At 37.9% G+C, this 23,655-nt stretch carries 39 protein-coding genes and 1 pseudogene; 38 read left to right on the top strand and 2 right to left on the bottom strand.

Translation table 11 applies throughout. The features are described from left to right. Nucleotides 1-374: 374 nt before the first annotated feature. The 37 genes from rpsJ to BP18_RS12965 all read left to right on the top strand — a co-directional run bounded on the left by rpsJ (nt 375) and on the right by BP18_RS12965 (nt 20,413). Nucleotides 375-683: a 30S ribosomal protein S10 gene (gene rpsJ, locus BP18_RS10475; RefSeq protein ID WP_007725668.1), complete on the top strand. Its 309-nt coding sequence runs from the start codon at nt 375-377 to the stop codon at nt 681-683. A 33-nt stretch (nt 684-716) separates the two neighbouring features. Beyond that, the gene (rplC, locus tag BP18_RS10470) at nt 717-1,349 is read left to right on the top strand and encodes a 50S ribosomal protein L3 (protein ID WP_007725669.1); all 633 of its coding nucleotides are present in this window, start codon (nt 717-719) and stop codon (nt 1,347-1,349) included. Between the two features lie 25 nt (nt 1,350-1,374). Further along, the gene (rplD, locus tag BP18_RS10465) at nt 1,375-1,998 is read left to right on the top strand and encodes a 50S ribosomal protein L4 (RefSeq protein WP_007725670.1); all 624 of its coding nucleotides are present in this window, start codon (nt 1,375-1,377) and stop codon (nt 1,996-1,998) included. Further along, nucleotides 1,998-2,282 carry a 50S ribosomal protein L23 gene (gene rplW, locus BP18_RS10460; RefSeq protein WP_007725672.1) on the top strand — a complete coding sequence of 95 codons (285 nt, stop codon included), beginning with the start codon at nt 1,998-2,000 and terminating at the stop codon, nt 2,280-2,282. Before rplD ends, rplW begins: the two co-directional genes overlap by 1 nt. A gap of 36 nt (nt 2,283-2,318) precedes the next feature. Continuing rightward, the gene (gene rplB, locus BP18_RS10455) at nt 2,319-3,152 is read left to right on the top strand and encodes a 50S ribosomal protein L2 (RefSeq protein ID WP_007725674.1); all 834 of its coding nucleotides are present in this window, start codon (nt 2,319-2,321) and stop codon (nt 3,150-3,152) included. 53 nt (nt 3,153-3,205) lie between these two features. Continuing rightward, entirely contained in the window at nt 3,206-3,484 is a 279-nt protein-coding gene (rpsS, locus tag BP18_RS10450) for a 30S ribosomal protein S19 (RefSeq protein WP_007725675.1), read from the top strand. 23 nt (nt 3,485-3,507) lie between these two features. Continuing rightward, complete coding sequence (rplV, locus tag BP18_RS10445; protein ID WP_007725679.1) at nt 3,508-3,864, top strand: 50S ribosomal protein L22; 357 nt, start codon at nt 3,508-3,510, stop codon at nt 3,862-3,864. Nucleotides 3,865-3,867: 3 nt separating this feature from the next. After that, entirely contained in the window at nt 3,868-4,524 is a 657-nt protein-coding gene (gene rpsC, locus BP18_RS10440) for a 30S ribosomal protein S3 (protein ID WP_007725681.1), read from the top strand. Nucleotides 4,525-4,526: 2 nt separating this feature from the next. Beyond that, nucleotides 4,527-4,961, top strand: coding sequence for a 50S ribosomal protein L16 (gene rplP / locus BP18_RS10435; protein WP_007725689.1), 435 nt, complete (start codon nt 4,527-4,529; stop codon nt 4,959-4,961). Then, nucleotides 4,951-5,145 carry a 50S ribosomal protein L29 gene (rpmC, locus tag BP18_RS10430; RefSeq protein WP_007725690.1) on the top strand — a complete coding sequence of 65 codons (195 nt, stop codon included), beginning with the start codon at nt 4,951-4,953 and terminating at the stop codon, nt 5,143-5,145. The genes rplP and rpmC overlap by 11 nt, the downstream gene beginning before the upstream one ends. A 27-nt stretch (nt 5,146-5,172) precedes the next feature. Next, nucleotides 5,173-5,439 (top strand): 30S ribosomal protein S17, encoded by a 267-nt coding sequence (gene rpsQ / locus BP18_RS10425; protein WP_007725691.1) that lies wholly within the window; start codon nt 5,173-5,175, stop codon nt 5,437-5,439. 49 nt (nt 5,440-5,488) lie between these two features. Next, the gene (gene rplN / locus BP18_RS10420; RefSeq protein ID WP_007725692.1) at nt 5,489-5,857 is read left to right on the top strand and encodes a 50S ribosomal protein L14; all 369 of its coding nucleotides are present in this window, start codon (nt 5,489-5,491) and stop codon (nt 5,855-5,857) included. 35 nt (nt 5,858-5,892) lie between these two features. Next, nucleotides 5,893-6,204, top strand: a complete 312-nt coding sequence (gene rplX / locus BP18_RS10415) for a 50S ribosomal protein L24 (RefSeq protein WP_007725693.1) — start codon at nt 5,893-5,895, stop codon at nt 6,202-6,204. Between the two features lie 26 nt (nt 6,205-6,230). After that, entirely contained in the window at nt 6,231-6,770 is a 540-nt protein-coding gene (rplE, locus tag BP18_RS10410) for a 50S ribosomal protein L5 (RefSeq protein ID WP_007725694.1), read from the top strand. An 18-nt stretch (nt 6,771-6,788) separates the two neighbouring features. After that, the gene (locus BP18_RS10405) at nt 6,789-6,974 is read left to right on the top strand and encodes a type Z 30S ribosomal protein S14 (RefSeq protein ID WP_007725695.1); all 186 of its coding nucleotides are present in this window, start codon (nt 6,789-6,791) and stop codon (nt 6,972-6,974) included. A gap of 31 nt (nt 6,975-7,005) precedes the next feature. After that, nucleotides 7,006-7,404 carry a 30S ribosomal protein S8 gene (gene rpsH / locus BP18_RS10400; protein ID WP_007725696.1) on the top strand — a complete coding sequence of 133 codons (399 nt, stop codon included), beginning with the start codon at nt 7,006-7,008 and terminating at the stop codon, nt 7,402-7,404. A gap of 31 nt (nt 7,405-7,435) precedes the next feature. Beyond that, nucleotides 7,436-7,972, top strand: coding sequence for a 50S ribosomal protein L6 (gene rplF / locus BP18_RS10395; RefSeq protein ID WP_007725697.1), 537 nt, complete (start codon nt 7,436-7,438; stop codon nt 7,970-7,972). A gap of 48 nt (nt 7,973-8,020) precedes the next feature. Then, nucleotides 8,021-8,377, top strand: a complete 357-nt coding sequence (gene rplR, locus BP18_RS10390) for a 50S ribosomal protein L18 (protein ID WP_007725698.1) — start codon at nt 8,021-8,023, stop codon at nt 8,375-8,377. Between the two features lie 20 nt (nt 8,378-8,397). Beyond that, entirely contained in the window at nt 8,398-8,898 is a 501-nt protein-coding gene (gene rpsE, locus BP18_RS10385; protein WP_007725699.1) for a 30S ribosomal protein S5, read from the top strand. A 15-nt stretch (nt 8,899-8,913) separates the two neighbouring features. Continuing rightward, complete coding sequence (rpmD, locus tag BP18_RS10380; RefSeq protein ID WP_007725700.1) at nt 8,914-9,093, top strand: 50S ribosomal protein L30; 180 nt, start codon at nt 8,914-8,916, stop codon at nt 9,091-9,093. A 43-nt stretch (nt 9,094-9,136) separates the two neighbouring features. Then, nucleotides 9,137-9,577 (top strand): 50S ribosomal protein L15, encoded by a 441-nt coding sequence (gene rplO / locus BP18_RS10375; RefSeq protein WP_007725701.1) that lies wholly within the window; start codon nt 9,137-9,139, stop codon nt 9,575-9,577. Then, nucleotides 9,577-10,872: a preprotein translocase subunit SecY gene (secY, locus tag BP18_RS10370; RefSeq protein ID WP_007725702.1), complete on the top strand. Its 1,296-nt coding sequence runs from the start codon at nt 9,577-9,579 to the stop codon at nt 10,870-10,872. The genes rplO and secY overlap by 1 nt, the downstream gene beginning before the upstream one ends. Nucleotides 10,873-10,930: 58 nt before the next feature. Beyond that, nucleotides 10,931-11,584: an adenylate kinase gene (locus BP18_RS10365; RefSeq protein WP_007725703.1), complete on the top strand. Its 654-nt coding sequence runs from the start codon at nt 10,931-10,933 to the stop codon at nt 11,582-11,584. A 260-nt stretch (nt 11,585-11,844) separates the two neighbouring features. Further along, the gene (infA, locus tag BP18_RS10360) at nt 11,845-12,063 is read left to right on the top strand and encodes a translation initiation factor IF-1 (RefSeq protein ID WP_013712012.1); all 219 of its coding nucleotides are present in this window, start codon (nt 11,845-11,847) and stop codon (nt 12,061-12,063) included. A gap of 34 nt (nt 12,064-12,097) precedes the next feature. After that, on the top strand, nt 12,098-12,211 hold the full coding sequence (gene rpmJ, locus BP18_RS10355; RefSeq protein WP_007722194.1) for a 50S ribosomal protein L36: 114 nt from the start codon (nt 12,098-12,100) through the stop codon (nt 12,209-12,211). A gap of 31 nt (nt 12,212-12,242) precedes the next feature. Then, a complete protein-coding gene (rpsM, locus tag BP18_RS10350; protein WP_007722188.1) occupies nt 12,243-12,608 on the top strand; it encodes a 30S ribosomal protein S13 in 366 nt (121 codons plus the stop codon). A 23-nt stretch (nt 12,609-12,631) separates the two neighbouring features. Then, nucleotides 12,632-13,018: a 30S ribosomal protein S11 gene (gene rpsK, locus BP18_RS10345; RefSeq protein ID WP_007722186.1), complete on the top strand. Its 387-nt coding sequence runs from the start codon at nt 12,632-12,634 to the stop codon at nt 13,016-13,018. Nucleotides 13,019-13,091: 73 nt separating this feature from the next. Further along, on the top strand, nt 13,092-14,036 hold the full coding sequence (locus BP18_RS10340) for a DNA-directed RNA polymerase subunit alpha (RefSeq protein ID WP_007722184.1): 945 nt from the start codon (nt 13,092-13,094) through the stop codon (nt 14,034-14,036). A 26-nt stretch (nt 14,037-14,062) separates the two neighbouring features. Continuing rightward, nucleotides 14,063-14,443 (top strand): 50S ribosomal protein L17, encoded by a 381-nt coding sequence (rplQ, locus tag BP18_RS10335; RefSeq protein ID WP_007722182.1) that lies wholly within the window; start codon nt 14,063-14,065, stop codon nt 14,441-14,443. Between the two features lie 695 nt (nt 14,444-15,138). After that, nucleotides 15,139-15,978 (top strand): energy-coupling factor ABC transporter ATP-binding protein, encoded by an 840-nt coding sequence (locus tag BP18_RS10330; protein ID WP_029277883.1) that lies wholly within the window; start codon nt 15,139-15,141, stop codon nt 15,976-15,978. Then, nucleotides 15,954-16,844: an energy-coupling factor ABC transporter ATP-binding protein gene (locus tag BP18_RS10325; RefSeq protein ID WP_035050700.1), complete on the top strand. Its 891-nt coding sequence runs from the start codon at nt 15,954-15,956 to the stop codon at nt 16,842-16,844. Before BP18_RS10330 ends, BP18_RS10325 begins: the two co-directional genes overlap by 25 nt. Beyond that, nucleotides 16,841-17,638 (top strand): energy-coupling factor transporter transmembrane component T family protein, encoded by a 798-nt coding sequence (locus tag BP18_RS10320; protein ID WP_029277881.1) that lies wholly within the window; start codon nt 16,841-16,843, stop codon nt 17,636-17,638. The genes BP18_RS10325 and BP18_RS10320 overlap by 4 nt, the downstream gene beginning before the upstream one ends. Before the next feature lie 94 nt (nt 17,639-17,732). Beyond that, nucleotides 17,733-18,572, top strand: coding sequence for a tRNA pseudouridine(38-40) synthase TruA (truA, locus tag BP18_RS10315; protein WP_029277879.1), 840 nt, complete (start codon nt 17,733-17,735; stop codon nt 18,570-18,572). Continuing rightward, entirely contained in the window at nt 18,547-19,044 is a 498-nt protein-coding gene (locus BP18_RS10310) for a GNAT family N-acetyltransferase (RefSeq protein WP_029277877.1), read from the top strand. Before truA ends, BP18_RS10310 begins: the two co-directional genes overlap by 26 nt. 177 nt (nt 19,045-19,221) lie before the next feature. After that, a complete protein-coding gene (gene rplM / locus BP18_RS10305) occupies nt 19,222-19,668 on the top strand; it encodes a 50S ribosomal protein L13 (RefSeq protein ID WP_007722173.1) in 447 nt (148 codons plus the stop codon). Between the two features lie 13 nt (nt 19,669-19,681). Next, complete coding sequence (rpsI, locus tag BP18_RS10300; protein WP_007722172.1) at nt 19,682-20,074, top strand: 30S ribosomal protein S9; 393 nt, start codon at nt 19,682-19,684, stop codon at nt 20,072-20,074. Between the two features lie 207 nt (nt 20,075-20,281). Beyond that, complete coding sequence (locus BP18_RS12965; protein WP_007722171.1) at nt 20,282-20,413, top strand: hypothetical protein; 132 nt, start codon at nt 20,282-20,284, stop codon at nt 20,411-20,413. Nucleotides 20,414-20,503: 90 nt separating this feature from the next. Here the strand turns inward: BP18_RS12965 and BP18_RS10290 are convergent, their stop codons facing one another. Further along, nucleotides 20,504-22,111: a Mur ligase family protein gene (locus tag BP18_RS10290; RefSeq protein ID WP_029277875.1), complete on the bottom strand. Its 1,608-nt coding sequence runs from the start codon at nt 22,109-22,111 to the stop codon at nt 20,504-20,506. 339 nt (nt 22,112-22,450) lie between these two features. Here BP18_RS10290 and rpsI (BP18_RS12875) point away from each other — a divergent pair. Continuing rightward, nucleotides 22,451-22,552 (top strand): annotated as a pseudogene (rpsI, locus tag BP18_RS12875) (30S ribosomal protein S9); the annotation flags it as partial. Nucleotides 22,553-22,648: 96 nt separating this feature from the next. Here rpsI (BP18_RS12875) and BP18_RS10285 read toward each other — a convergent pair. Further along, nucleotides 22,649-23,476: a sulfurtransferase gene (locus BP18_RS10285; RefSeq protein ID WP_029277873.1), complete on the bottom strand. Its 828-nt coding sequence runs from the start codon at nt 23,474-23,476 to the stop codon at nt 22,649-22,651. Nucleotides 23,477-23,655 lie beyond the last annotated feature (179 nt).

The raw sequence follows: 23,655 nt of genomic DNA, 5'->3' as shown, positions 1-23,655 counted from the left end.
TAAAACAAATAAATAGACAAATAAAAAGAAATAAGCTAAGATGGGAAACGTTGATGTATTCCTAACTTAGTTTATTTTTTTAAACAATTATTTGAGAATAAAAAAAGCAAATCAAAAACTAAAAAAATAGTTTATAAGTAAGAATAAATTAATTTAATATTTAAACGAAAAATGCTTGATTAAAAGAGTTATTTTTTGTATAATATAAAAGGTGCTGATTTCACACGTGGAATCGTACTGGGTATTCGATAGAAACCCAAATGGCTATGAAACGAGAGGTTGCGACACACCCGGCCGCTTTGCCACGGCGAGTGTGACGGAAATTTTCGTGGAGCAATGTCTAATTTATAAGAATAGGCGAAGGAGGGAAAATAATGGCAAAACAAAAGATTCGTATCCGCTTAAAAGCATATGAACATCGTATCTTAGATCAATCAGCGGAAAAAATTGTAGAAACAGCAAAAAGAACTGGTGCTAGTGTATCTGGTCCAATTCCATTGCCAACAGAAAGAACTCTTTATACAGTGATCCGTGCGACTCACAAATATAAAGATTCTCGCGAACAATTTGAAATGCTTACACACAAACGTGTGATTGATATCGTTAACCCAACAGCAAAAACTGTTGATGCTTTAACAAAACTAGATCTACCATCTGGCGTAGATATCGAAATCAAGCTTTAATTTTATTAAAAAAAATATAATGGAGGTGTACTCATGACCAAAGGAATCTTAGGAAAAAAAGTAGGTATGACGCAAGTCTTTACTGAATCAGGTGAATTAATACCAGTAACTGTAATCGAAGCAACTCCAAACGTTGTTTTACAAGTTAAAACAATGGAAACGGATGGTTACGAAGCAGTTCAATTGGGTTACCAAGAAAAACGTGAAGTATTGTCAAATAAACCTGCAATGGGTCATGTAGCAAAAGCAAATGCTACTCCTAAGCGCTTCATTCGTGAATTTAACGATGTTGTGCTTGGAGAATATGAAGTAGGACAAGAAGTGAAAGTTGATACTTTCGCAGTTGGAGACATCGTTAATGTAACGGGGACTACCAAAGGTAAAGGATTCCAAGGTGTTATCAAACGCCACGGACATAGTCGTGGACCAATGTCCCACGGATCCCGTCACCACCGTCGTCCAGGGTCAATGGGTCCTGTAGATCCTAACCGCGTGTTCAAACGCACATTACTACCAGGTCGTATGGGCGGAAATCGCGTAACGATCAAAAACCTTGAAATCGTTAGCGTTGACGTTGAAAAAAATGTACTTCTTATTAAAGGGAATGTACCTGGGTCTAAAAAATCCTTAATCCAAATTAAATCAGCTTTTCAAAAAGCTAAGTAAAAATTAAGAGAGGAGGAACAAAGGAATGCCAAACGTAGCCTTATACAAACAAGATGGTACTCAAAATGGTGAAGTTACTTTAAACGACGCTATTTTCGGTATTGAACCAAACGAAAATGTTGTTTTTGATGCAATCATCATGCAACGTGCTTCATTAAGACAAGGAAATCACTCAGTAAAAAACCGCAGTGCAGTACGCGGTGGTGGACGTAAACCGTGGGCTCAAAAAGGAACTGGTCGTGCTCGTCAAGGGTCAATCAGATCTCCACAATGGCGCGGTGGTGGAATCGTCTTCGGACCAACTCCACGTTCATACAGCTACAAACTTCCAAAAAAAGTTCGTCGCTTAGCAATTAAATCTGTTCTTTCTACTAAAGTAATAAGTGGAGATTTAATCGTTGTTGACGCATTGAACTTTGACGCACCAAAAACTAAAGAATTTGCACAAGTGTTAAAAAATCTAAACGTTGATTCTAAAGCATTTATTGTAGTAGAAAACGACAATGATTTCGCAACATTATCTGCTCGTAACCTTCCAGGAGTTAAAGTTGTAGCTTTTGATAACGTTACTGTGTTAGATGTTGTAGCGCATGAAAAATTGATTTTGACACAAACTGCTCTAACTAAGCTAGAGGAGGTTCTTCAATAATGGATGTACGTGACGTAATCTTGCGCCCAATTATCACTGAAGCAGCAATGGCTGCTCAAGATAACAAAAAATACACTTTCGAAGTGGATGTTCGCGCAAACAAAACTCAAGTAAAACAAGCGATTGAAGAAATTTTTGACGTAAAAGTTTCAAACGTAAACATCATGAACGTACGTGGAAAATTAAAACGTATGGGTAAACATACTGGATACACTAAAAAACGTCGTAAAGCAATCGTAACTTTAACAACTGAATCAAAAGAAATTGAATTATTTGAAGCTTAATTAAAGCTGTAAAATAAACACCGGGAGGGAAAACACGTGGGAATTAAAAAGTACAAACCTACCACAAACGGCCGTCGTAATATGACTGGTTCTGATTTCGCAGAAATCACTTCAACAACGCCTGAAAAGACATTGTTAGAACCAAACAGAAGAAAAGCCGGTCGTAATAATGCTGGTAAAATCATGGTACGTCACCGTGGTGGCGGACATAAACGTAATTACCGTGTAATCGACTTTAAACGTAATAAAGACGGTATCGTTGGGATCATTAAAACGATTGAATATGATCCAAATCGTACTGCAAATATTGCATTAGTACAATACACTGATGGTGTTAAAACATACATCATTGCACCTAAAGGAATTCAAGTAGGACAACAAATCGTTTCAGGAGAAACAGTAGATATTAAAACAGGTAATGCTCTTCTATTACAAAACATTCCTGCTGGTACTGTAATCCATAACATCGAAATGAAACCTGGTAAAGGTGGACAATTAGTTCGTTCAGCTGGAACTAGCGCGCAAGTGTTAGGTAAAGAAGGCAAATACGTAATGATCCGCTTAAACTCAGGTGAAGTTCGTTTGATTTTAGGAACTTGTCGTGCAACAATCGGTTCAGTTGGTAATGAACAACATGAATTGATTAACATTGGTAAAGCCGGACGTTCTCGTTGGTTAGGCAAACGCCCAACTGTTCGTGGATCTGTAATGAACCCGAACGATCACCCACACGGTGGTGGTGAAGGTAAAGCTCCAATCGGACACGCTGGTCCAATGACTCCATGGGGTAAACCTGCTCTTGGATTGAAAACACGTAATAAAAAAGCTCAATCTAATAAATTTATCACACGTCGTCGTAAAACAAAATAAATTCAGGTTAGTTGATTTTCCAACTTTCCTAAGGAATGGAAGGAGGTTCACCCATGGGTCGTAGTCTTAAAAAAGGACCATTTGTCGATGAACACTTAATGAAAAAAATGAATGTACTGGCTGAAAGCGAAAAGAAAACTGTCGTTAAAACTTGGTCACGTCGTTCAACAATTTTCCCAAGTTTCATTGGTTACACAATCGCTGTCTATGATGGACGCAAACATGTACCAGTTTATATTCAAGAAGACATGGTCGGACACAAATTAGGTGAATTTGCACCAACAAGAACATACCGCGGTCATACTGCGGATGATAAAAAAACTAAACGTTAATTTTGAGAGGAGGATAACTCGATATGCCAGAACAAATTACAGAAGCGAAAGCAACTGCCAAAACTGTTCGTATTGCAGCTCGTAAAGTTCGTTTAGTTGTCGATCTTATTAGAGGGAAAAGCATTGGAGAAGCAATTTCAATTTTGAAATTCACTCCACGTGGTGCTTCACCAGCAATCGAAAAAGTTTTGATGTCAGCTATTGCTAACGCAGAACATAACTACGATTTAGACGTAGAAAACTTGGTAGTAAGCGAAGCTTATGTTAACGAAGGACCAACGATGAAACGTTTCCGTCCACGTGCAAAAGGATCAGCTGCACCAATCTTGAAACGCACAAGCCACATTACAGTAGTGGTATCTGAAAAGAAGGAGGGATAATCTGTGGGTCAAAAAATTAATCCAACAGGCTTACGTGTAGGTATCATCCGCGATTGGGATTCTAAATGGTATGCAGAAAAAGATTTCGCAAACTATTTACACGAAGATATCGCTATCCGCGAATACATTGCAAAAAAATTAAGCGACGCTTCAGTTTCTAAAGTAGAAATCGAACGTGCTGCTAATCGTGTTAACGTTTCAGTTCATACTGCTAAACCAGGAATGGTTATTGGTAAAGGTGGTTCTGAAGTTGACGCATTACGTAAAAAATTAAACGATTTAACAGGCAAACGAGTTCACATCAACATCGTTGAAATCAAACGCCCTGACTTAGACGCTAAATTAGTCGGTGAAGGAATTGCTCGCCAACTTGAAAGCCGTGTTGCTTTCCGTCGTGCTCAAAAACAAGCTATCCAACGCACAATGCGTGCTGGAGCTAAAGGTATTAAAACAATGGTTTCTGGTCGTTTAAACGGTGCAGATATCGCTCGTAGCGAAACACATTCAGAAGGAACTGTTCCACTTCACACATTGCGTGCCGATATCGACTACGCATGGGAAGAAGCAGCTACAACTTACGGTAAACTAGGCATCAAAGTTTGGATCTACCGTGGAGAAGTTCTTCCTACAAAAAAGAACATTGAGAAAGGAGGGAAATAATCATGTTAGTACCTAAACGTGTAAAATTCCGTCGTGAATTTAGAGGTAAAATGCGCGGTGAAGCTAAAGGTGGGAAAGAAGTAACTTTTGGTGAATGGGGTTTACAAGCCGTAGAGTCAAAATGGATCACAAACCGTCAGATTGAAGCAGCTCGTATTGCAATGACACGTTACATGAAACGTGGTGGGAAAGTATGGATTAAAATCTTCCCTCATAAATCATATACGTCTAAAGCAATTGGAGTTCGTATGGGTTCTGGTAAAGGAGCACCTGAAGGTTGGGTTGCACCTGTTAAACGTGGTAAAATCATGTTTGAAGTTGATGGAGTTTCAGAAGAGGTTGCTCGTGAAGCACTTCGCCTAGCTTCTCACAAATTACCTGTTAAAACTAAGATTGTAAAACGTAAAGAAATTGGTGGTGAATCGAATGAAAGCTAATGAACTTAAAGGGTTAACCACTGCTGAAATGGTTGAAAAAGAAAAAACATTTAAAGAAGAGTTATTCAATCTAAGATTCCAGTTAGCTACTGGCCAACTAGAAAATACTGCTCGCTTAAGTGAAGTTCGCAAATCGATTGCACGCATTAAAACTGCGTTACGTCAAGCTGAATTACAAAAATAGTTGATTGTCAAAGGAGGTCACCAAACGATGAGTGAAGAACGTAATCAACGTAAAGTCTACCAAGGCCGTGTTGTTTCAGACAAAATGGATAAAACGATTGTTGTCGTAATCGAAACGCAAAAGAAACATAGCCGTTACGGTAAACGTATTAAATACTCTAAAAAATATAAAGCACATGATGAAAACAATGTTGCCAAAATTGGCGATATCGTAAAAATTATGGAAACTCGCCCATTATCATCTACAAAACATTTCCGTTTAGTAGAAGTTGTTGAAGAATCTGTTACCGTTTAAGATGAACAACAAATAACTTAGTTTCCAAATCTGGAAGGAGGATACAACCGTGATCCAAACAGAAAGTCGTTTGAGAGTTGCAGATAACTCAGGAGCTCGTGAAGTCTTAACTATTAAAGTATTAGGCGGATCTGGCCGTAAAACTGCTAATATTGGTGATGTTATTGTTTGTACTGTAAAACAAGCAACACCAGGTGGCGTTGTCAAAAAAGGTGAAGTCGTTCGTGCAGTTATCGTTCGTACTAAATCAGGAGCTCGCCGTGCAGATGGTTCATACATTAAATTTGATGAAAATGCATGTGTAATCATTCGTGACGATAAGAGCCCACGTGGAACTCGTATCTTTGGACCAGTTGCTCGCGAATTACGTGACAACAACTTCATGAAGATCGTTTCACTTGCTCCAGAAGTTCTTTAATTAATTACCATCCACAAAGGAGGTGCGTGAAAGACATGTACATTAAAACAGGTGATAAAGTAAAAGTTATTACTGGCAAAGACAAAGGAACTGAAGCTGTTGTATTAAAAGCTTTTCCTAAAAAAGATCGTGTAATCGTAGAAGGCGTTAATGTTATGAAAAAACATCAAAAACCTAATTCAGCGAATCCACAAGGTGGAATCATTGAAATGGAAGCCCCTATACACGTTTCAAATGTTATGCTTATAGACGCTTCAACTGGCGAACCAACTCGTGTTGGCTTTAAAGTAGAAGACGGTAAAAAAGTACGTATTTCTAAAAAAACCGGTGAAGTTTTAGATAAATAATAGATAAGGAAGGAGGTATGAACTTCATGAACCGCCTTAAAGAAAAGTATATCAAAGAAGTAACACCATCAATGGTAGAAAAATTTGGTTACAAATCAATTATGCAAACACCTCAAGTAGATAAAATCGTTATCAACATGGGTGTGGGTGATGCTGTATCAAATGCTAAAAACTTAGATAAAGCTGTTGAAGAATTAACAGTAATCTCTGGTCAAAAACCATTGATCACTAAAGCTAAAAAATCAATCGCTGGCTTCCGTTTACGTGAAGGTATGCCAATTGGTACTAAAGTAACATTACGTGGAGACAGAATGTACGATTTCCTAGACAAATTGGTTTCTGTTTCACTTCCTCGTGTACGTGATTTCCACGGCATAAGCAATAAAGCTTTTGACGGACGCGGAAACTACACATTAGGAGTTAAAGAACAATTAATCTTCCCTGAAGTTGACTACGATAAAGTAGACAAAACTCGCGGAATGGACATTGTTATTGTAACTACTGCTAATACAGACGAAGAATCTCGTGAACTTTTAACACAACTTGGAATGCCATTCCAAAAATAATAATAGGAGGCGAACTACGTGGCTAAAAAATCACTAATTGCTAAAAACAAACGCCCTGCTAAGTTCTCAACTCAAGCATATACTCGTTGTGAACGCTGTGGACGCCCACATTCAGTTTACCGCAAATTTAAACTTTGCCGTATTTGCGTCCGTGAACTTGCCTATAAAGGACAAATTCCAGGCATGAAAAAAGCAAGCTGGTAATACGATACTCGCATAAAGGAGGCTAAATTCAATGGTCATGACAGATCCGATTGCAGATTTTCTAACTCGTGTACGTAATGCTAACCAAGCACGTCACGAACAATTAGAAGCACCTGCTTCAAAAATTAAAAAAGACATTGCTAACATCTTGAAACGTGAAGGTTTCATTAAAGATGTTGAATACATGGAAGATGACAAACAAGGCGTTATCCGCGTTTTCTTAAAATACGGAAAAGACAACGAACGTGTTATCACAGGATTGAAACGTATCTCTAAACCAGGTTTGCGTGTATACGCTAAAGCTGGCGAAGTACCTAAAGTTCTTAACGGACTTGGTATTGCGATCGTATCAACTTCTGAAGGTGTCATCACAGATAAAGAAGCAAGAGCAAAAAATATTGGTGGCGAAATAATCGCTTACGTTTGGTAATAAGTAATAATAATCAAGGAGGTGTATTGCTGTGAGCCGTATCGGTAATAAAACAATCACTATCCCTGAAGGTGTAACGGTTACTCGTAATGAGGATATCGTTACCGTTAAGGGACCAAAAGGTGAATTGAGTCGTTCTTTCAGCCCAGTTATCACAATGAATGTAGAAGGCAACGAAATTAACTTTTCTCGTCCAAATGACTTGAAAGCAAATCGTGCACTACATGGCACAATGCGTGCTAACTTAAACAACATGATTGTTGGTGTAACTGTTGGTTTTGAAAAAACTTTAGAATTAATTGGTGTAGGGTACCGTGCACAATTACAAGGTAGTAAACTTGTATTGAACGTTGGTTACTCTCATCCTGTAGAATTTACTGCAGAAGATGGTCTTAACATTGAAGTTCCTGCAAATACTAAAGTAGTTGTTAAAGGAATGAACAAAGAGAAAGTTGGCGCTTTAGCTGCTAACATTCGTAGCGTACGTCCACCTGAACCTTATAAAGGTAAAGGAATTCGTTATTCTGACGAAGTTGTACGTCGTAAAGAAGGTAAAACAGGTAAATAATAGCCTGGCTGCCTAAGATTCAACCATTAAATTAAAGAGGTGACAATTGTGATTACAAAACCAGACAAAAACAAACTACGTCTGAAAAGACATGGTCGTGTACGTTCTAAGATTTCTGGTACTGCAGAGTGCCCACGCTTAAACGTGTTCCGTTCTAATAAAAACATCTACGCTCAAGTAATTGATGACGTAGCGGGTGTGACGCTAGCAAGTGCATCTTCATTAGATAAAGAAGTTTCAGGCGAAACAAAATCAGCACAAGCTTCAGCTGTTGGTTCAGCTATCGCTAAATTAGCTGTTGAAAAAGGTATTAAAGAAGTAGTCTTTGACCGTGGTGGATACCTTTACCATGGCCGTGTTCAAGCTTTAGCTGAAGCTGCTCGCGAAAATGGACTAGAATTTTAAAAAAAGGAGGAATACCACACATGGTTTACATCGATCCAACACATTTGGAATTAGAAGATCGTGTCGTTTCAATCAACCGCGTAACTAAAGTTGTTAAAGGTGGACGTCGTCTACGTTTTGCTGCTATCGTTGTTGTCGGAGATAAAAACGGACACGTAGGTTTCGGTACTGGTAAAGCACAAGAAGTACCAGAAGCTATCCGCAAAGCAATTGAAGATGCTAAAAAGAATCTTATTGAAGTACCTATGGTAGATACTACGATTCCTCACGCAGTTATCGGTCGTTATAGCGGCGGTAACATTTTAATTAAACCTGCTGTTGCCGGTTCTGGGGTTTCTGCTGGTGGTCCAGTACGTGCCGTATTGGAATTAGCTGGAGTTGCAGACGTAACAAGCAAATCATTAGGTTCAAGCACACCGATCAACATGATCCGTGCTACCGTTGAGGGCTTATTACAATTAAAACGCGTTGAAGAAGTTGCAAAACTTCGTGGAAAAACTGTCGAAGAAATTATAGGATAAGGAGGACATTAAGAAATGGCTAATTTAGAAATTACTTTAAAACGTAGCGTTATCGGACGTCCTCAAAACCAAAGAGATACAGTTACAGCTCTTGGATTAAGAAAAATCAATAGCACTGTAGTTAAACCTGCCAATGAAGCTATCACTGGTATGGTAAAAACAATCTCACATTTAGTTGACGTTAAAGAAGTATAGAAACAAGTAAGTAAACTTTAATTGAAGGAGGTGCCTAATCTATATGAAACTTCATGAATTACAACCCGCAGAAGGATCTCGTAAAGTGCGTAACCGCGTTGGACGTGGGACTTCATCAGGTAACGGTAAAACATCAGGTCGAGGTCAAAAAGGACAAAACTCACGTTCAGGTGGTGGCGTACGTTTAGGATTTGAAGGTGGACAAACTCCATTATTCCGTCGTGTTCCAAAACGTGGATTTACGAATATTAATCGTAAAGAGTTTGCTATTGTTAATCTTGATACTTTGAACCGTTTCGAAGATGGTACAGTAGTAACACCAGCATTATTAATAGAAACTAAAGTCATTAAATCTGAAAAATCAGGGATTAAAGTTTTGGGTAATGGTCAAGTTGAACGTAAACTTACTGTTCAAGCAAGCAAATTCTCCCAAGCAGCTAAAGAAGCAATTGAAGCTGCTGGCGGTTCAGTTGAGGTGATCTAATGATCAAACTGCTTATAGAATCCTTTAAAGCAAAGGACATTCGAAGTAGAATTATCTTCACTTTAGGTATTTTAATCGTATTTAGACTAGGAACTCATATAACGGTTCCTGGTGTCAATGCGGCAGCTTTACAAGATCTATCCTCAAATAGTTCATTGTTTAGCTTGTTAAATACAATTGGTGGGGGAGCATTAGACAGATTTTCTATTTTTGCACTAGGCGTATCACCATATATCACTGCCTCAATTGTTGTTCAACTGTTACAAATGGATATTATTCCGAAGTTTGCTGAATGGGCAAAACAAGGTGAAGTAGGCCGCAGAAAATTAAATCAAGTTACTAGATACTTAACGATTGGTTTGGCGTTTGTTCAAGCAATCGGTATCTCTTATGGGTTTAATGCTGGCACGAACCAAGGATTGATTATCAATCCAGGAACGAATACTTACCTTATGATTGCTATCATGTTTACTGCTGGTACAATGTTGGTTATGTGGCTAGGGGAACAAATCACAGTTAAGGGATTTGGAAACGGGACTTCAATGATTATCTTCTCAGGTATCGTTGCTCGTGTACCTTCTGATTTATGGGATTTTTACAATTCGCAAATACGAAATGCTGGAGATCAAATGGCGCAAGCTTTATTCTTCTCACTTCTAATTGCCATTGCTTTTGTAGCAATTATTGTAACAGTCGTTTACGTTGAAAATGCAAAAAGAAAAATTCCTGTTCAATACTCAAAACGCTCAGCTGGCTCAGGTCAGGATACTCACTTGCCGTTAAAAGTAAATTCAGCTGGTGTAATTCCAGTAATTTTTGCAAGTTCATTTATTATGACACCACAAACAATCTTAGGATTCTTTAGTGCTACGAATGCAGATGCACAATGGTTTATCATTTTAAACAAGATTTTTAATTTGCAAGAACCAATCGGAGCAGTTCTTTATACTGTTTTAATTGTAGTCTTTACTTATTTCTATGCATTCATCCAAGTGAACCCAGAAAAAGTTGCTGAGAATTTACAAAAACAAGGCGGATATATTCCTAGTGTGCGTCCTGGAAAACCCACTCAAGATTTTATTTCAAACACGTTAACGCGTTTGAGTACTGTCGGAGCGGTTTACCTAGGGGTTATCGCATTACTACCAATACTTGCGTCAAACGTTTGGAACTTACCTCAATCTGTTTCTCTAGGTGGTACCAGCCTACTTATCGTAGTTGGTGTTGCTTTAGAACTTATGAGACAACTTGAAGGCCAAATGTCTAAAAAAAGTTACCAAGGCTTTATACAATAAGAAGAAAGTGTTGAGGATTATCCTCGGCACTCATTCTTACATTTAAGGAGGAATAATCTTGAATCTCATTTTAATGGGTCTTCCTGGTGCAGGTAAAGGAACACAAGCTGAACAAATTGTTGACACATACAATGTGCCACACATTTCAACAGGGGATATGTTCCGTGCTGCTATCAAAAATGAAACTGCCTTAGGACTAGAAGCTAAAACTTATATGGATAAAGGCGATTTAGTACCTGATGAAGTTACAAACGGGATTGTAAAAGAACGTTTGGCTGAAGCAGATACTGAAAATGGATTTTTATTAGATGGCTTTCCTAGAACGCTTAACCAAGCGCAAGCTTTGGAAGAAATTTTAATAGATCTAAACAAAAAGTTAGATGCTGTTGTTTACATCAGTGTTAACAAAGATATTTTAATGCAACGTTTGACTGGACGGATCATTTGTCGTTCATGTGGCGCAACGTATCATAAAATCAATAAACCACCAGTGGTTGAAGGAACTTGTGATCGATGTGGTGGACATGAATTCTATCAAAGAGAAGACGACAAACCTGAAACAGTTGAAAATCGTATTAGTGTCAACTTAGAGTTGACCGAACCTCTATTAGACTTTTATAAAGAACGTAATGTGTTGTACACTGTAAATGGTGAAGATGATGTTAAAGATGTTTTTATAAATGTCCAAAACATAATTTCAAACACTAAGTAATTGAACAGAGGAACAATGGCTTCATTATTTTCTTGATATAAGTCACTGCCAGCTAGCTCACGATTGAAATTGTTTAATCAGTATTCGAGCGAGGCTACTTGTCACTATATTTAATTTGTGGTACAATATTCGAGGTGTTGACTTTTCAATGCTGATATGTTGTGTTATTATAAGAAGATTAAACAAATAGAAGGTGAGGGCTAAGTGCGCTCACTGTTTATCGCGTGTAAATGCGAAACAATTTTAAGGAGGTACTAGGCGTGGCGAAAGACGATGTCATTGAAATTGAAGGAACAGTCGTTGAAACTTTGCCGAATGCAATGTTTAAAGTCGAACTTGAAAATGGCCATGTTGTATTGGCTCACGTTTCAGGTAAAATCCGAATGCACTACATTAGAATCCTACCAGGAGACAAAGTAACAGTTGAGTTGTCCCCGTACGATTTATCACGTGGTCGCATAACTTATCGCTTTAAATAATTGTACTCCGTCAATAAAATAGGAGGTATAGTTCATGAAAGTAAGACCATCAGTAAAGAAAATTTGTGACAAATGCAAAGTTATCCGTCGTAAAGGACGTGTTATGGTGATTTGCGAAAACCCTAAACACAAACAACGTCAAGGATAATCATTAAAAAAAACAGGAGGTGTAATTGTTAATGGCTCGTATTGCAGGTGTAGATATTCCGCGTGACAAACGTGTAATAATCTCTTTAACTTATATATATGGAATCGGTAAAACAACAGCTCAAAAAGTCTTAAAAGATGCTGGCGTATCTGAAGAAATTCGTGTACGTGACTTGTCAAATGATCAATTAGACGCTATTCGTGCGACAATTGATACATTAAAAGTTGAAGGTGACCTTCGTCGTGAAGTAAGCCAAGACATCAAACGCTTAATTGAAATCGGATCATACCGAGGCATGCGCCATCGCCGTGGTTTACCAGTTCGTGGACAAAACACGAAAAACAACGCGCGTACTCGTAAAGGCCCAGCTAAATCAATTACAGGCAAGAAAAAATAAAACATTAGTAAGGAGGTAACCTCATGGCAAAAAAAGTTACACGTAAACGTCGTGTTAAAAAGAATGTAGAAAGCGGAGTTGCACATATTCGTTCTACTTTTAACAACACAATCGTAATGATTACAGATGTACATGGAAATGCGATTTCATGGTCTTCAGCCGGAGCTCTAGGATTCCGCGGATCAAAAAAATCTACTCCATTTGCAGCACAAATGGCAGCAGAAGCAGCTGCTAAAGTAAGTATGGAAAATGGAATGAAAACTGTAGAAGTTGCAGTTAAAGGACCAGGTTCTGGTCGTGAAGCAGCAATTCGTTCTTTACAAGCTACTGGTTTAGAAGTTACAGCAATTCGTGACGTAACTCCAATTCCTCATAATGGATGCCGCCCTCCAAAACGCCGTCGTGTTTAATTGAGAGCTGCTTCACTATGTAAGGTTGCACTCAGTAACATGAACTTAACGTTTTGAAAGGGGTATAGATAGAATGATCGAAATTGAGAAACCAAGAATTGAAACGATTGAGATCAGCGATGATGCCAAGTTTGGTAAATTCGTTGTAGAACCACTTGAACGTGGTTATGGTACAACGCTAGGTAATTCACTACGTCGTATTTTGTTGTCTTCTCTTCCAGGAGCAGCAGTAACTACTATTCAAATTGATGGTGTATTACATGAATTTTCAACTGTAGATGGTGTTGTTGAAGATGTAACATCAATCATTTTAAATATTAAAAAACTTGCTCTCAAGTTATATTCTGGTGAAGACAAGACGATTGAAATCGATGTTAAAGGTCCAGCTGTTGTTACAGCAGCCGATATCATTTATGATAGCGATGTTGAAATTTTAAATCCTGACTTGTACATTTGTACTGTTGCAGAAGGTGCACGTTTCCACGTACGCATGACAGCAAAATCAGGACGAGGATATGTAAGAGCTGAACACAATAAACAAGATGATATGCCAATTGGTGTATTGCCAATCGATTCAATTTACACCCCGGTCAGTCGTGTGAATTATCAAGTTGAGAATACTCGAGTGGGTCAGAAAAATATTTCTGATAAATTAACACTTGATGTTTGGGCTGATGGTTCAATTAGTCCAGAAGAGGCTGTAAGTTTAGCAGCTAAAATTCTTACAGAACATTTGAATGTCTTTGTAAATCTAACTGATGAAGCTCGTAAAGCTGAAATCATGGTAGAAAAAGAAGAAACTCATAAAGAAAAAATGCTTGAAATGACAATTGAAGAACTTGATTTATCTGTCCGTTCATACAACTGTTTGAAACGTGCCGGAATCAATTCTGTTCAAGAGTTAACAGATAAAACTGAAGCTGAAATGATTAAAGTACGTAATCTAGGACGTAAATCACTTGAAGAAGTGAAATTTAAGTTAGCTGAATTAGACTTAAACTTACGCCAAGATGACTAGTACTGTAACAAGGGAGGAAATGTACAATGGGTTACCGTAAATTAGGACGTACAAGTTCACAACGTAAAGCAATGCTACGCGACTTAACTTCTGATTTGATCATCAACGAACGTATCGTAACAACTGAAGCTCGCGCTAAAGAAGTCCGTAAAACGACTGAAAAAATGATAACTTTAGGTAAAAAAGGCGATTTACATGCACGTCGTCAAGCTGCAGAATTCGTACGCAATGAAGTCGCTTCTGTTAAAGAAGAAGGCGAAGATATCGTTGTTCAATCAGTTTTACAAAAATTATTTAGCGATGTTGCTCCACGTTACGCTGAGCGTCAAGGTGGATACACACGTATCATGAAAACTCAACCACGTCGCGGCGATGCTGCACCAATGGTTATTATTGAATTAGTTTAATTTTAAAGTGTCACTAAAATGACGAGTTGCCGCGTGTATTTAGTGCTTACAAAAAATTGTTTAAGTTCAATATGTTTCACTTTTTAGATGTATGCAAAGAGTGTTATGATGATGGGATCAATTCATATTGATTTCCAAGTCTAGCTCGAAACTTCTCCTGAACTGAGTTTGCTCATTCAGGAGAGGTAAATTCATCAAAAGAAAGTGATTTTTTTTGTCTTAAGAAAGGAAACAAGTAGGTGGGGGTGTCCATATATTTGTTTCCTTTTTTAATATAAAAAATCGGCTGAAAAGACAATATGGAAAATGGAATGACTGCGATATAGTCTAACCACACAGAATAAAGAGTGTATGTGTGCTCTGAAATTAAGCATATGGTACTTTTAGAGAGTTTGCAGGCTATATGGGTAGAATATGGCTAACGGATAGTATACCTAAGAGCGTACTATCTATTAAAGATTTGGATTTATGAAAATAAAAAAATGTAAGCTTCTTTTAAAATATGTCAAGACACCTCCGAAAACGGATGAAAAAGTGCTATACTATTACAGTAGTTTAGTGAAAACTATTTAGGTGAGTCTGCGATTCTCAGATTGCAACCGATCTTGTTTTTTGTTAGGCTTAATTAAATTTGTATTTAGAAAGCTGGAAAAGAAACGACTCTTTTTTAGTATATAGAACGTGAGGAATGTTCAATGGATAAAATAATAACATTAAAAAATATTTCTTATCAGTACCATGATACGGATGATAGACCAGCGTTGAAAAATGTCTCTCTATCAATTGAAGATGGCGAATGGATCGCTATTATTGGGCATAATGGTTCTGGAAAATCTACTCTTGCAAAAACGATCAATGGGTTAGTTGCTCCTAGTCAAGGTGAAGTAACCGTGGGTGGGCTTATTTTAAGTGAAGAAAACATTTGGAACATCCGTGAGATGGTTGGAATGGTTTTTCAAAACCCGGACAATCAATTTGTAGGCTCAACAGTGCAAGATGATGTTGCATTTGGACTAGAAAATCAAGGTGTCCCTAGAGCCGATATGATCGAACGTGTCAAAAGTGCAATCACACGTGTGAAGATGCAAGACTTTATGGAAAAAGAACCAGCTCGTTTGTCTGGTGGACAAAAACAACGGGTGGCTATTGCAGGTGTTGTAGCATTGCGCCCACAAATCATTATTTTAGATGAAGCTACTAGCATGCTTGATCCTCAAGGCCGACAAGAAGTTCTAGCAACAGTTAAGGAAATTAAAGAAAAAGCGAATTTGACTGTTATTTCGATTACACATGATATTGATGAAGCCGCAAATGCGAATCGTATTTTAGTGATGAAAAATGGCGAATTGGTGCAAGAAGGAACACCAGAAGAAATTTTTTCTTATGGAGACCAATTAGTAGAAATGGGTCTTGATTTACCATTTGCTGAGAAATTGAAAAGTGATTTGCGTGACCGTGGAATCGCTGTTCCAGCAGATTATTTGACTGAAGAAGGGATGGTGGAATGGCTATGGACATTACTTTCGAAAAAGTAGGCTATACCTACCAAAAAGGGACACCTTTCCAAAACCGAGCACTTTATGATATCGATTTACATATCAAAGAAGGCAGCTTTACGGCGTTAGTAGGTCATACGGGTAGTGGGAAATCAACTGTATTGCAACATCTGAATGCGCTGATGAAACCTAGTGAAGGTACGGTAACGATTGGAGACCGCGTCATTACATCACAATCCAATAATAAAAACTTGAAGAGTATCCGCAAAAAAGTCGGAATCGTCTTCCAATTTCCGGAATCACAGCTGTTTGAAGAATCGGTTGCTAAGGATATTGCTTTTGGACCGAAAAATTTTGGAGCTTCTGAAGAAGAAGGAATTGAGTTGGCTAAGCGTATACTGCCTATTGTAGGTTTAGACGCATCCTACATGGAACGCTCACCCTTTGACCTGTCTGGTGGGCAAATGCGACGCGTGGCTATTGCTGGCGTTTTAGCGATGGAACCAGAAGTGTTGGTCTTAGATGAACCGACTGCTGGACTAGATCCGCAAGGTAGAAAAGAAATGATGGACATGTTCTATCAGTTATACCGCACGCAAGGACTGACAATCATCCTAGTGACGCATCAAATGGATGATGTAGCAAATTATGCCGATCATATGGTCGTGCTTGAAAAAGGTACCGTCATTAAAGAAGGTGCGCCTCAAGACGTATTTAAAGACGCACCATGGCTTGAATCAAAACAATTAGGTGTTCCTGCCGCAGTTTCATTTGGCAGCCTCTTAAGCCAAAAAACAGGCCTTATCTTCAATGAATTGCCATTGACAACAGCTGATTTAGCAGATGAAATTGCTAAAGCTTTAAAACAACAACCAAATGAATTAAAAGTGGGTGATGACCAATGATGGATAAATTGATTTTTGGTCGTTACATCCCTGGAGATTCTTGGATTCATAAATTAGATCCACGAGCTAAATTACTTGGAACAGTTATTTTTATCGGTATTATTTTCTTAGCGAATAATTGGCTGACGTATCTTTTGTTATTAGCGTTCGCGTTAACGGCGATTCGCCTATCTACGATTAAACTAAGTTTCTTTATCAATGGGGTCAAACCTTTGATTTGGTTAATACTCTTTACAGTGGTCTTGCAGGTTCTCTTTACAGGCGGAAGTACTGTGTACTTTGATTGGGGTCCAATCATTGTCTCTCAAGAAGGGCTGTTAAACGGAGTCTTCATTTTTTGTCGCTTTGTTTTAATCATTTTTATGTCGACACTGCTGACATTGACCACGATGCCGCTATCATTAACAGATGCGATTGAATACTTATTGCGTCCTTTGAAAGTGGTCAAAGTACCGGTTTATGAAATTGCTTTGATGTTGTCGATTGCTTTGCGTTTTGTCCCAACATTGATGGACGAGACTGAAAAAATTATGAATGCTCAACGTGCTCGTGGGGTTGATTTTGGCGAAGGAAACATCTTTCAACAAATGAAATCTATCGTTCCCATCTTGATTCCATTATTTGTCAGCTCATTCAACCGTGCTGAAGAATTGGCTACGGCCATGGAAGCAAGAGGATATAAAGGTGGCGAAGGACGAACGAAATACCGTAAGTTAGATTGGGTATCACGCGATACTATAGCGATGCTAGGATACGCTGCATTGACCGTTGGATTAGTCGTATTAAGAAAATAAAAAACATTCAAAGAACCTTTCTATTAAGATTGTGAAAGGTTCTTTGACTTTTAGTTGATTGAGAATAGGTTATTTTTAAAGGAGTCGAACAACGATGGAATGGATACGTTATAAAATGATTGTACAATACGATGGGACGCACTTTGCTGGATTTCAAATCCAACCGAATGATCGTACCGTTCAAGGTGAAATTCAAAAAGCTTTGAAAATCATGACAAAAGGAATAGAAATTATTATTCACGGTTCTGGCCGGACTGATTCTGGCGTACATGCAAAAGGGCAAGTGATCCATTTTGACTACCCAATCCTATTGCCTGTCGAAAATATGCAGCGAGCATTGAACAGTTTAACGACAGATGAATTATTCGTAGAAAAAGTAGCGATTGTGGATACGAACTTTCATGCACGGTACAACACATCAGGAAAGAAATACCAATACCGAGTTGATTTAAATGCGATTCCAAATCCTTTTAAACGGTTGTACACATTGCACCACCCTTATCCAATCGATATGGAAAAGTTGCAAAACGCGCTGAAGGATCTAGAAGGGGAACATGACTTTTCCAGCTTTTGTGCGAGCAACAGTGGCAGAGAAAATAAAGTGCGCACCGTTTATGAAGCTAGTGTCGTAAAAGATGTCTTCAACAATGAATTGATTTTTACATTTAGTGGAAATGGCTTTTTGTACAATATGGTCCGTATATTCGTTGGCACATTATTGCAAATTGCAAACGGGCTGCGTCCAGCAGATGAGATTAAACGACTATTAGCCGTCAAAGACCGCAATGAAGCAGGTCCTACAGCTAAACCTCAAGGATTGTATTTAATGGAAGTCTATTACAAACCCTCGATCGCTCAATCTGGGACAGACTATCAAGAAAGCAACAAACTGGGAGAGCAGGTGCAACATGAATTGGATCATACGGTTAAGTGAACGAAAGGATTACCCTCAATTGATGGCGATTGAAAATCAAATTTGGCATTTAGGCAATACGCCTCAGGTAACAACTTATGAAACAGTGGAAGATTACCAAAAACAGTACACTGAGGGTTCACAACTTGTCGCTAGAGCAGAAGAGAGCGGGGAAATTGCTGGTTTTCTAGGATTCCATAACCCTACAGGATTAACGACGCACCAAAAGACCTGGATGGTTGATGTCGGTGTTCATCCGGATGCTCAGGGTAAAGGGGTGGGAACAGCTTTGTTAACGGCTATCAAGCTCTTAGCCGCTGAACAGGGTATCCACAAATTATCGTTACGAGTCTTATCTACAAATCCCGCAGCTATTCAATTGTATCAAAAAAACGGCTTTGAAATAGAAGGTCGGTTGAAAGATGAGTTTTGGATGGATGCTCAGTTTGTTGATGATTTATTGATGGCTTACTTTGTTTCAAGAGTTGCATAACCCAGCAATGAAAATCCAAATCACGATTGATGAAAAAAATGGATTATTCATAAAAAACAATTTGACAAAAGTTAATATTAAGGGTAGAATATTAAATGGTATTGTTTGCCACCACGATGAGCCCCGGAAACTTATTGTGCATTCAAACAAACAGATAAGAATATGGAGGAATAAAACGTGCGTACAACTTATATGGCAAAACCAAATGAAGTAGAACGTAAATGGTATGTGGTAGACGCAACTGATATCCCTATGGGACGTATGTCAAGTGTAGTCGCAGCTATTTTACGTGGTAAAAATAAACCAACTTACACACCTAATGTTGATACAGGGGATTTTGTAATTGTAATCAACGCTGACAAAACAAAATTAACTGGTAAAAAAGCAACTGACAAAATCTATTCTCGTAACATCGACGGTAACCCAGGTGGATTGAAACAAATCTCTGCTGGTGCATTACGTGCTAAAGATTCTCGTAAATTAATCGAATTATCTGTCAAAGGTATGCTTCCTAAAAATACTTTAGGTCGCGCTCAAGGCATGAAATTACATGTTTACGGTGGAGCAGAACACAATCACCAAGCGCAACAACCTGAAGTATTAGACATCACAAACTTAATTTAAGGAGGGAATATCTATGGCACAAGCACAATACATTGCAACAGGAAGACGTAAAAATTCAACTGCCCGCGTACGTTTAGTACCAGGTACTGGAAAAATCATCATGAACAAAAAAGATATCACTGAATATATCCCATTCCCATATTTACACGAAGTTATTAAACAACCTTTAGCTCTTACAGAAACTTTAGGTAGCTATGACGTACATGTAAACGTAAATGGTGGTGGATTCACTGGACAATCAGGAGCTGCCCGTCACGGTATCTCTCGTGCGTTATTACAAGTTGATCCAGATTTCCGCGGCGCTTTAAAAGCTGCAGGTCTATTAACTCGTGACCCACGTATGGTTGAACGTAAAAAACCAGGTTTGAAAAAAGCGCGTAAAGCTTCACAATTCTCAAAACGTTAATCAATACTCTATTGTATCAACGTTTTCAGATGTTTTTTGTCCAATTTGGGTTAATTCCTCAGTTGACAAAAAATCTATAGAGTTAAAGCATCGGCATCTTGCTGGTGCTTTTTTTCTGGCATAAAGGCAAGATATAAAGCTAATAATCGATCATAACAGTAAACAGCACTCAGATTGTGTGTACTGTTGACAAAGGCGGTGTAAAGAGTGAATTCAAAAGAGAAAATGTTAGAGATCATTAAAAAGAAACAAGCAGGTGGCGGCAGATCTAAACAAACCAACACACCAAAAAATGATCTTAAAAACATGCGTAAAGGTCCAAAAATCTTTAATAAATAACCCTTCATAAAGTACTAAAAAACAAAAAGAAACCCTAGTCTATTAACTTTTAGACTAGGGTTTCTTTTTGTTTTATCCGATAGATTATTTTTAAATTCCTAAACTGAAATTTTTGATTTTCTCAGCTACTTTGAAAGAATCTATTCCAATGAATTTATTCTCTAAAACTTGATCAATCGCTTCATAATCAACTGTGGGATAGATTTCTTTTAGCAATTCAAGGGTTTTTCTTGCGCCTTGATCCATTGAGTGCGCCCCTGAGATGAGTAGAACATCCTCTTCATTCAATCTTTCAACGCCGAATCTCAGAGCATCATCGAGTTCTGTTGAAAAGGTAACCTCAATGTTAGATTGTTTCATTACTTTTAAGAAAGCAGCTAATTCCTCATCTGTGACTGCATCTTTTTTGGCTACATGTGAGGACGCGGTCGTTAAAATAATCTTAGAAATTTTCAGTTCGTGGAACCATTTTGCTAAAGACTCTGCAATTTCTGTACTATGCGCAGGACCATTACTTCCTCGTAGGGCATGTACAAGGTGCAGCTCATTGTAATCTAAATGATTGATGGTTTCCATGCATGAATCGATGTTGTTTTGATTCAATAACAAGTCGTCGATGACTTTAAATTCTTTATCATAGAGGATTTGAAAGCGTCTTTCTACACCTCGAAAGTTCTTAATTCCTCGTTGGACATACTCAAGCGGTATGTCATTAACTAGGCCAGTAACAAGCGCTGTGAGCGCATTATATATAGAATGATAGCCTGGGATTGACAGTTCTAAGTCAAAACTGGTTGGCTCAATTCTTTCGCCACTTAGGGTATTAAAGGGTTCTTGAATCGTCACTTTAAATGAGGGCATGCCCGATGAGAAGCGAATATCTGAGACGGTAATCGTACCGGATTTATTTTCAATCCCAAAAGTAACAACTTGAGCTGCGGTCTCTTCTGCTAAAGGGATAAGCAGCTGTTCGTCAAGATTTAAGATAGCGGTACTCATTTTAGAAGCATTCCTTATTAATGAGGCTTTAGCATCAAAGTAAGCCTCAAATGAGTCATGCAGTTGGATATGTTCAGGGCTGATATTCGTAAAGGCTACCACATCAAAGTCTGTATGATAAACGCGTTTAAGTTCTAGTGCGGAGGAAGAAACTTCCATGGAAACATATGTGATTTCTTGATCCCTCATTTTTGCAAAATACTGTTGCAAATCATAAGATTCCGGAGTAGTTAATCGACTCATTTCAATTTCTTTATCGATTTTAACTACAATAGTTCCTATTATACCGGATTTCAATTGATAAGCTTTGAAGATTTCTTCAGTCATATAGGTAATTGTTGTTTTCCCATTAGTAGCTGTTACGCCGAATAGGCTCATCGATTTCGAAGGCTGGTCAAAAAAATTACTCGATAAGATAGCCAAAACTTCACGACTATTTGAGACTTTAAGTTGAAGAACATCGAGGTCTTCAATAAATTGCTCGACAATGATAACCGTTGCACCTTGGCTTACCGCATGTTTTGCATAGTTATGCCCATCAGTTTGGTGGCCTTTAATGCAGACAAATAACGTATCTGTCTCTACTTCTTTTGAGTGATACGTGATTTTGTTAATATCGATTTCATTTAATTCTGTTTCAATCTGATTAGGACGGATAGAGTCGATCTCTACCGATTTCAATAAGTCAGTTAGGTTCATGATGATCGTTACTCCTCCTGTAATTGTGTACATTAGTTGATAAATGATTTTTGGATAGATGATGTCTACTAGTACTCTTTAGTTTACTATGTTGCTTACTTTATGTCATTTCATACGCTCACTGAAAATGATTTTCTGTTCATTTTGATGCGATATACTATATCTGTTTCTAGCAAATAACAAGCACCAAACAGATTAGCTTACCCATTCTATTATTTACAAATGAAGGATTTGTTATATTGAAAGGGTCAGCAATTTTAATCATGAGTGAGAATGAAAAAGGCTTAGAATGAACCAGTTATTAGAAGATTTAACAAAAATAGGTATTATTGACCCAGACGTGAACCATTAAATGCTGCAGGACTATTCACTCGTGACCCACGTATGGTTGAACGTAAGAAACCAGATCTTAAGAAAGCTTGTAAAGCTTCACAGTTCTCAAACTGTAAATTTACTTTATATATACATCAAAAAGGAACTGCTTATATGGCAGTTCCTTTTTTTTACATAAAAATCTGACAATGTTTTCCCTGAGTTTTAGTCTTTTACCACTTGATTGTTTTCGTAACTGACCCAGTCACTGTAGCCTCCTGGGTATAGCCTCGGCTCCAATCCAGCTTCTTCCATAAACAACACATTTACTGTCCCAGTTATTCCAGATCCGCAGTGAACGATAATATCCTTATATTCTTCCAGAGATTTGAACTTTTCGTTTATATTTTTGCTGTCTATTATAGTACCTTCATCAACTAAATCCATCCAAGGATAGTTTAAAGCACTGGGGATGTGTCCAGGTAATTTATCTAATGGTTCCACTTGTCCAGAATACCGTTCATATGCTCTGGAATCGATTATTACTGTTTGTTCTAAGTCAACAGCAGCCTTTACTTCAGAGTGTTCTGCAATCATGGATTCATTTAAATTCAAACTTAGAGCTCCAGAAGATTGCGGCTCGGCAATAACTGTAGTAATTTCTAATTCATTATCGACCCAATGTTTTATACCGCCTTCTAATAAAAATACCTTATCTTTACCAGCATATCTTAACAACCACCATAATCTGCCTGCCATCGCCAGATCCCCGTTATCATAAATGATTACTGTAGAAGAGTCAGAAATTCCCAGCTGCTTCATTTCTTTAATAAATACTTCCATATCTGGCAAAGGATGCCGACCGCCATGCTTGCTGACTTTTCCAGTCATTGTATCTTCTAAAGAGACGAACTGAGCTCTTTTTAGATGTCCTTTTTTATATTGATTATATCCGGCTTTTGGATCATTTAATTCTGCGCGAGCATCAAGTAAGATTAAGTTATCATTTGAATAATTTTCTAATAACCATGTTTGTGTAACGAAATTTTTCATAAAATCCTCCTGAATGAACAAATTTATTTAGAATAATAGATATGCTAAGATATTTTATTGATTAAGACCATAGAGAAAAGATGTTTAGAGAGTGTAAAATATTTTGTTACTTCATGTTTTATTATGTATGATTCAATGAAGATTGTAAAATTACATATTAGATATTAAAAAAATAATTT

Source organism: Carnobacterium jeotgali MS3 (assembly GCF_000745125.1).
GTDB classification, from domain to species: Bacteria; Bacillota; Bacilli; order Lactobacillales; family Carnobacteriaceae; genus Carnobacterium_B; species Carnobacterium_B jeotgali.
This window is presented reverse-complemented; position numbering and strand designations above follow the sequence as displayed.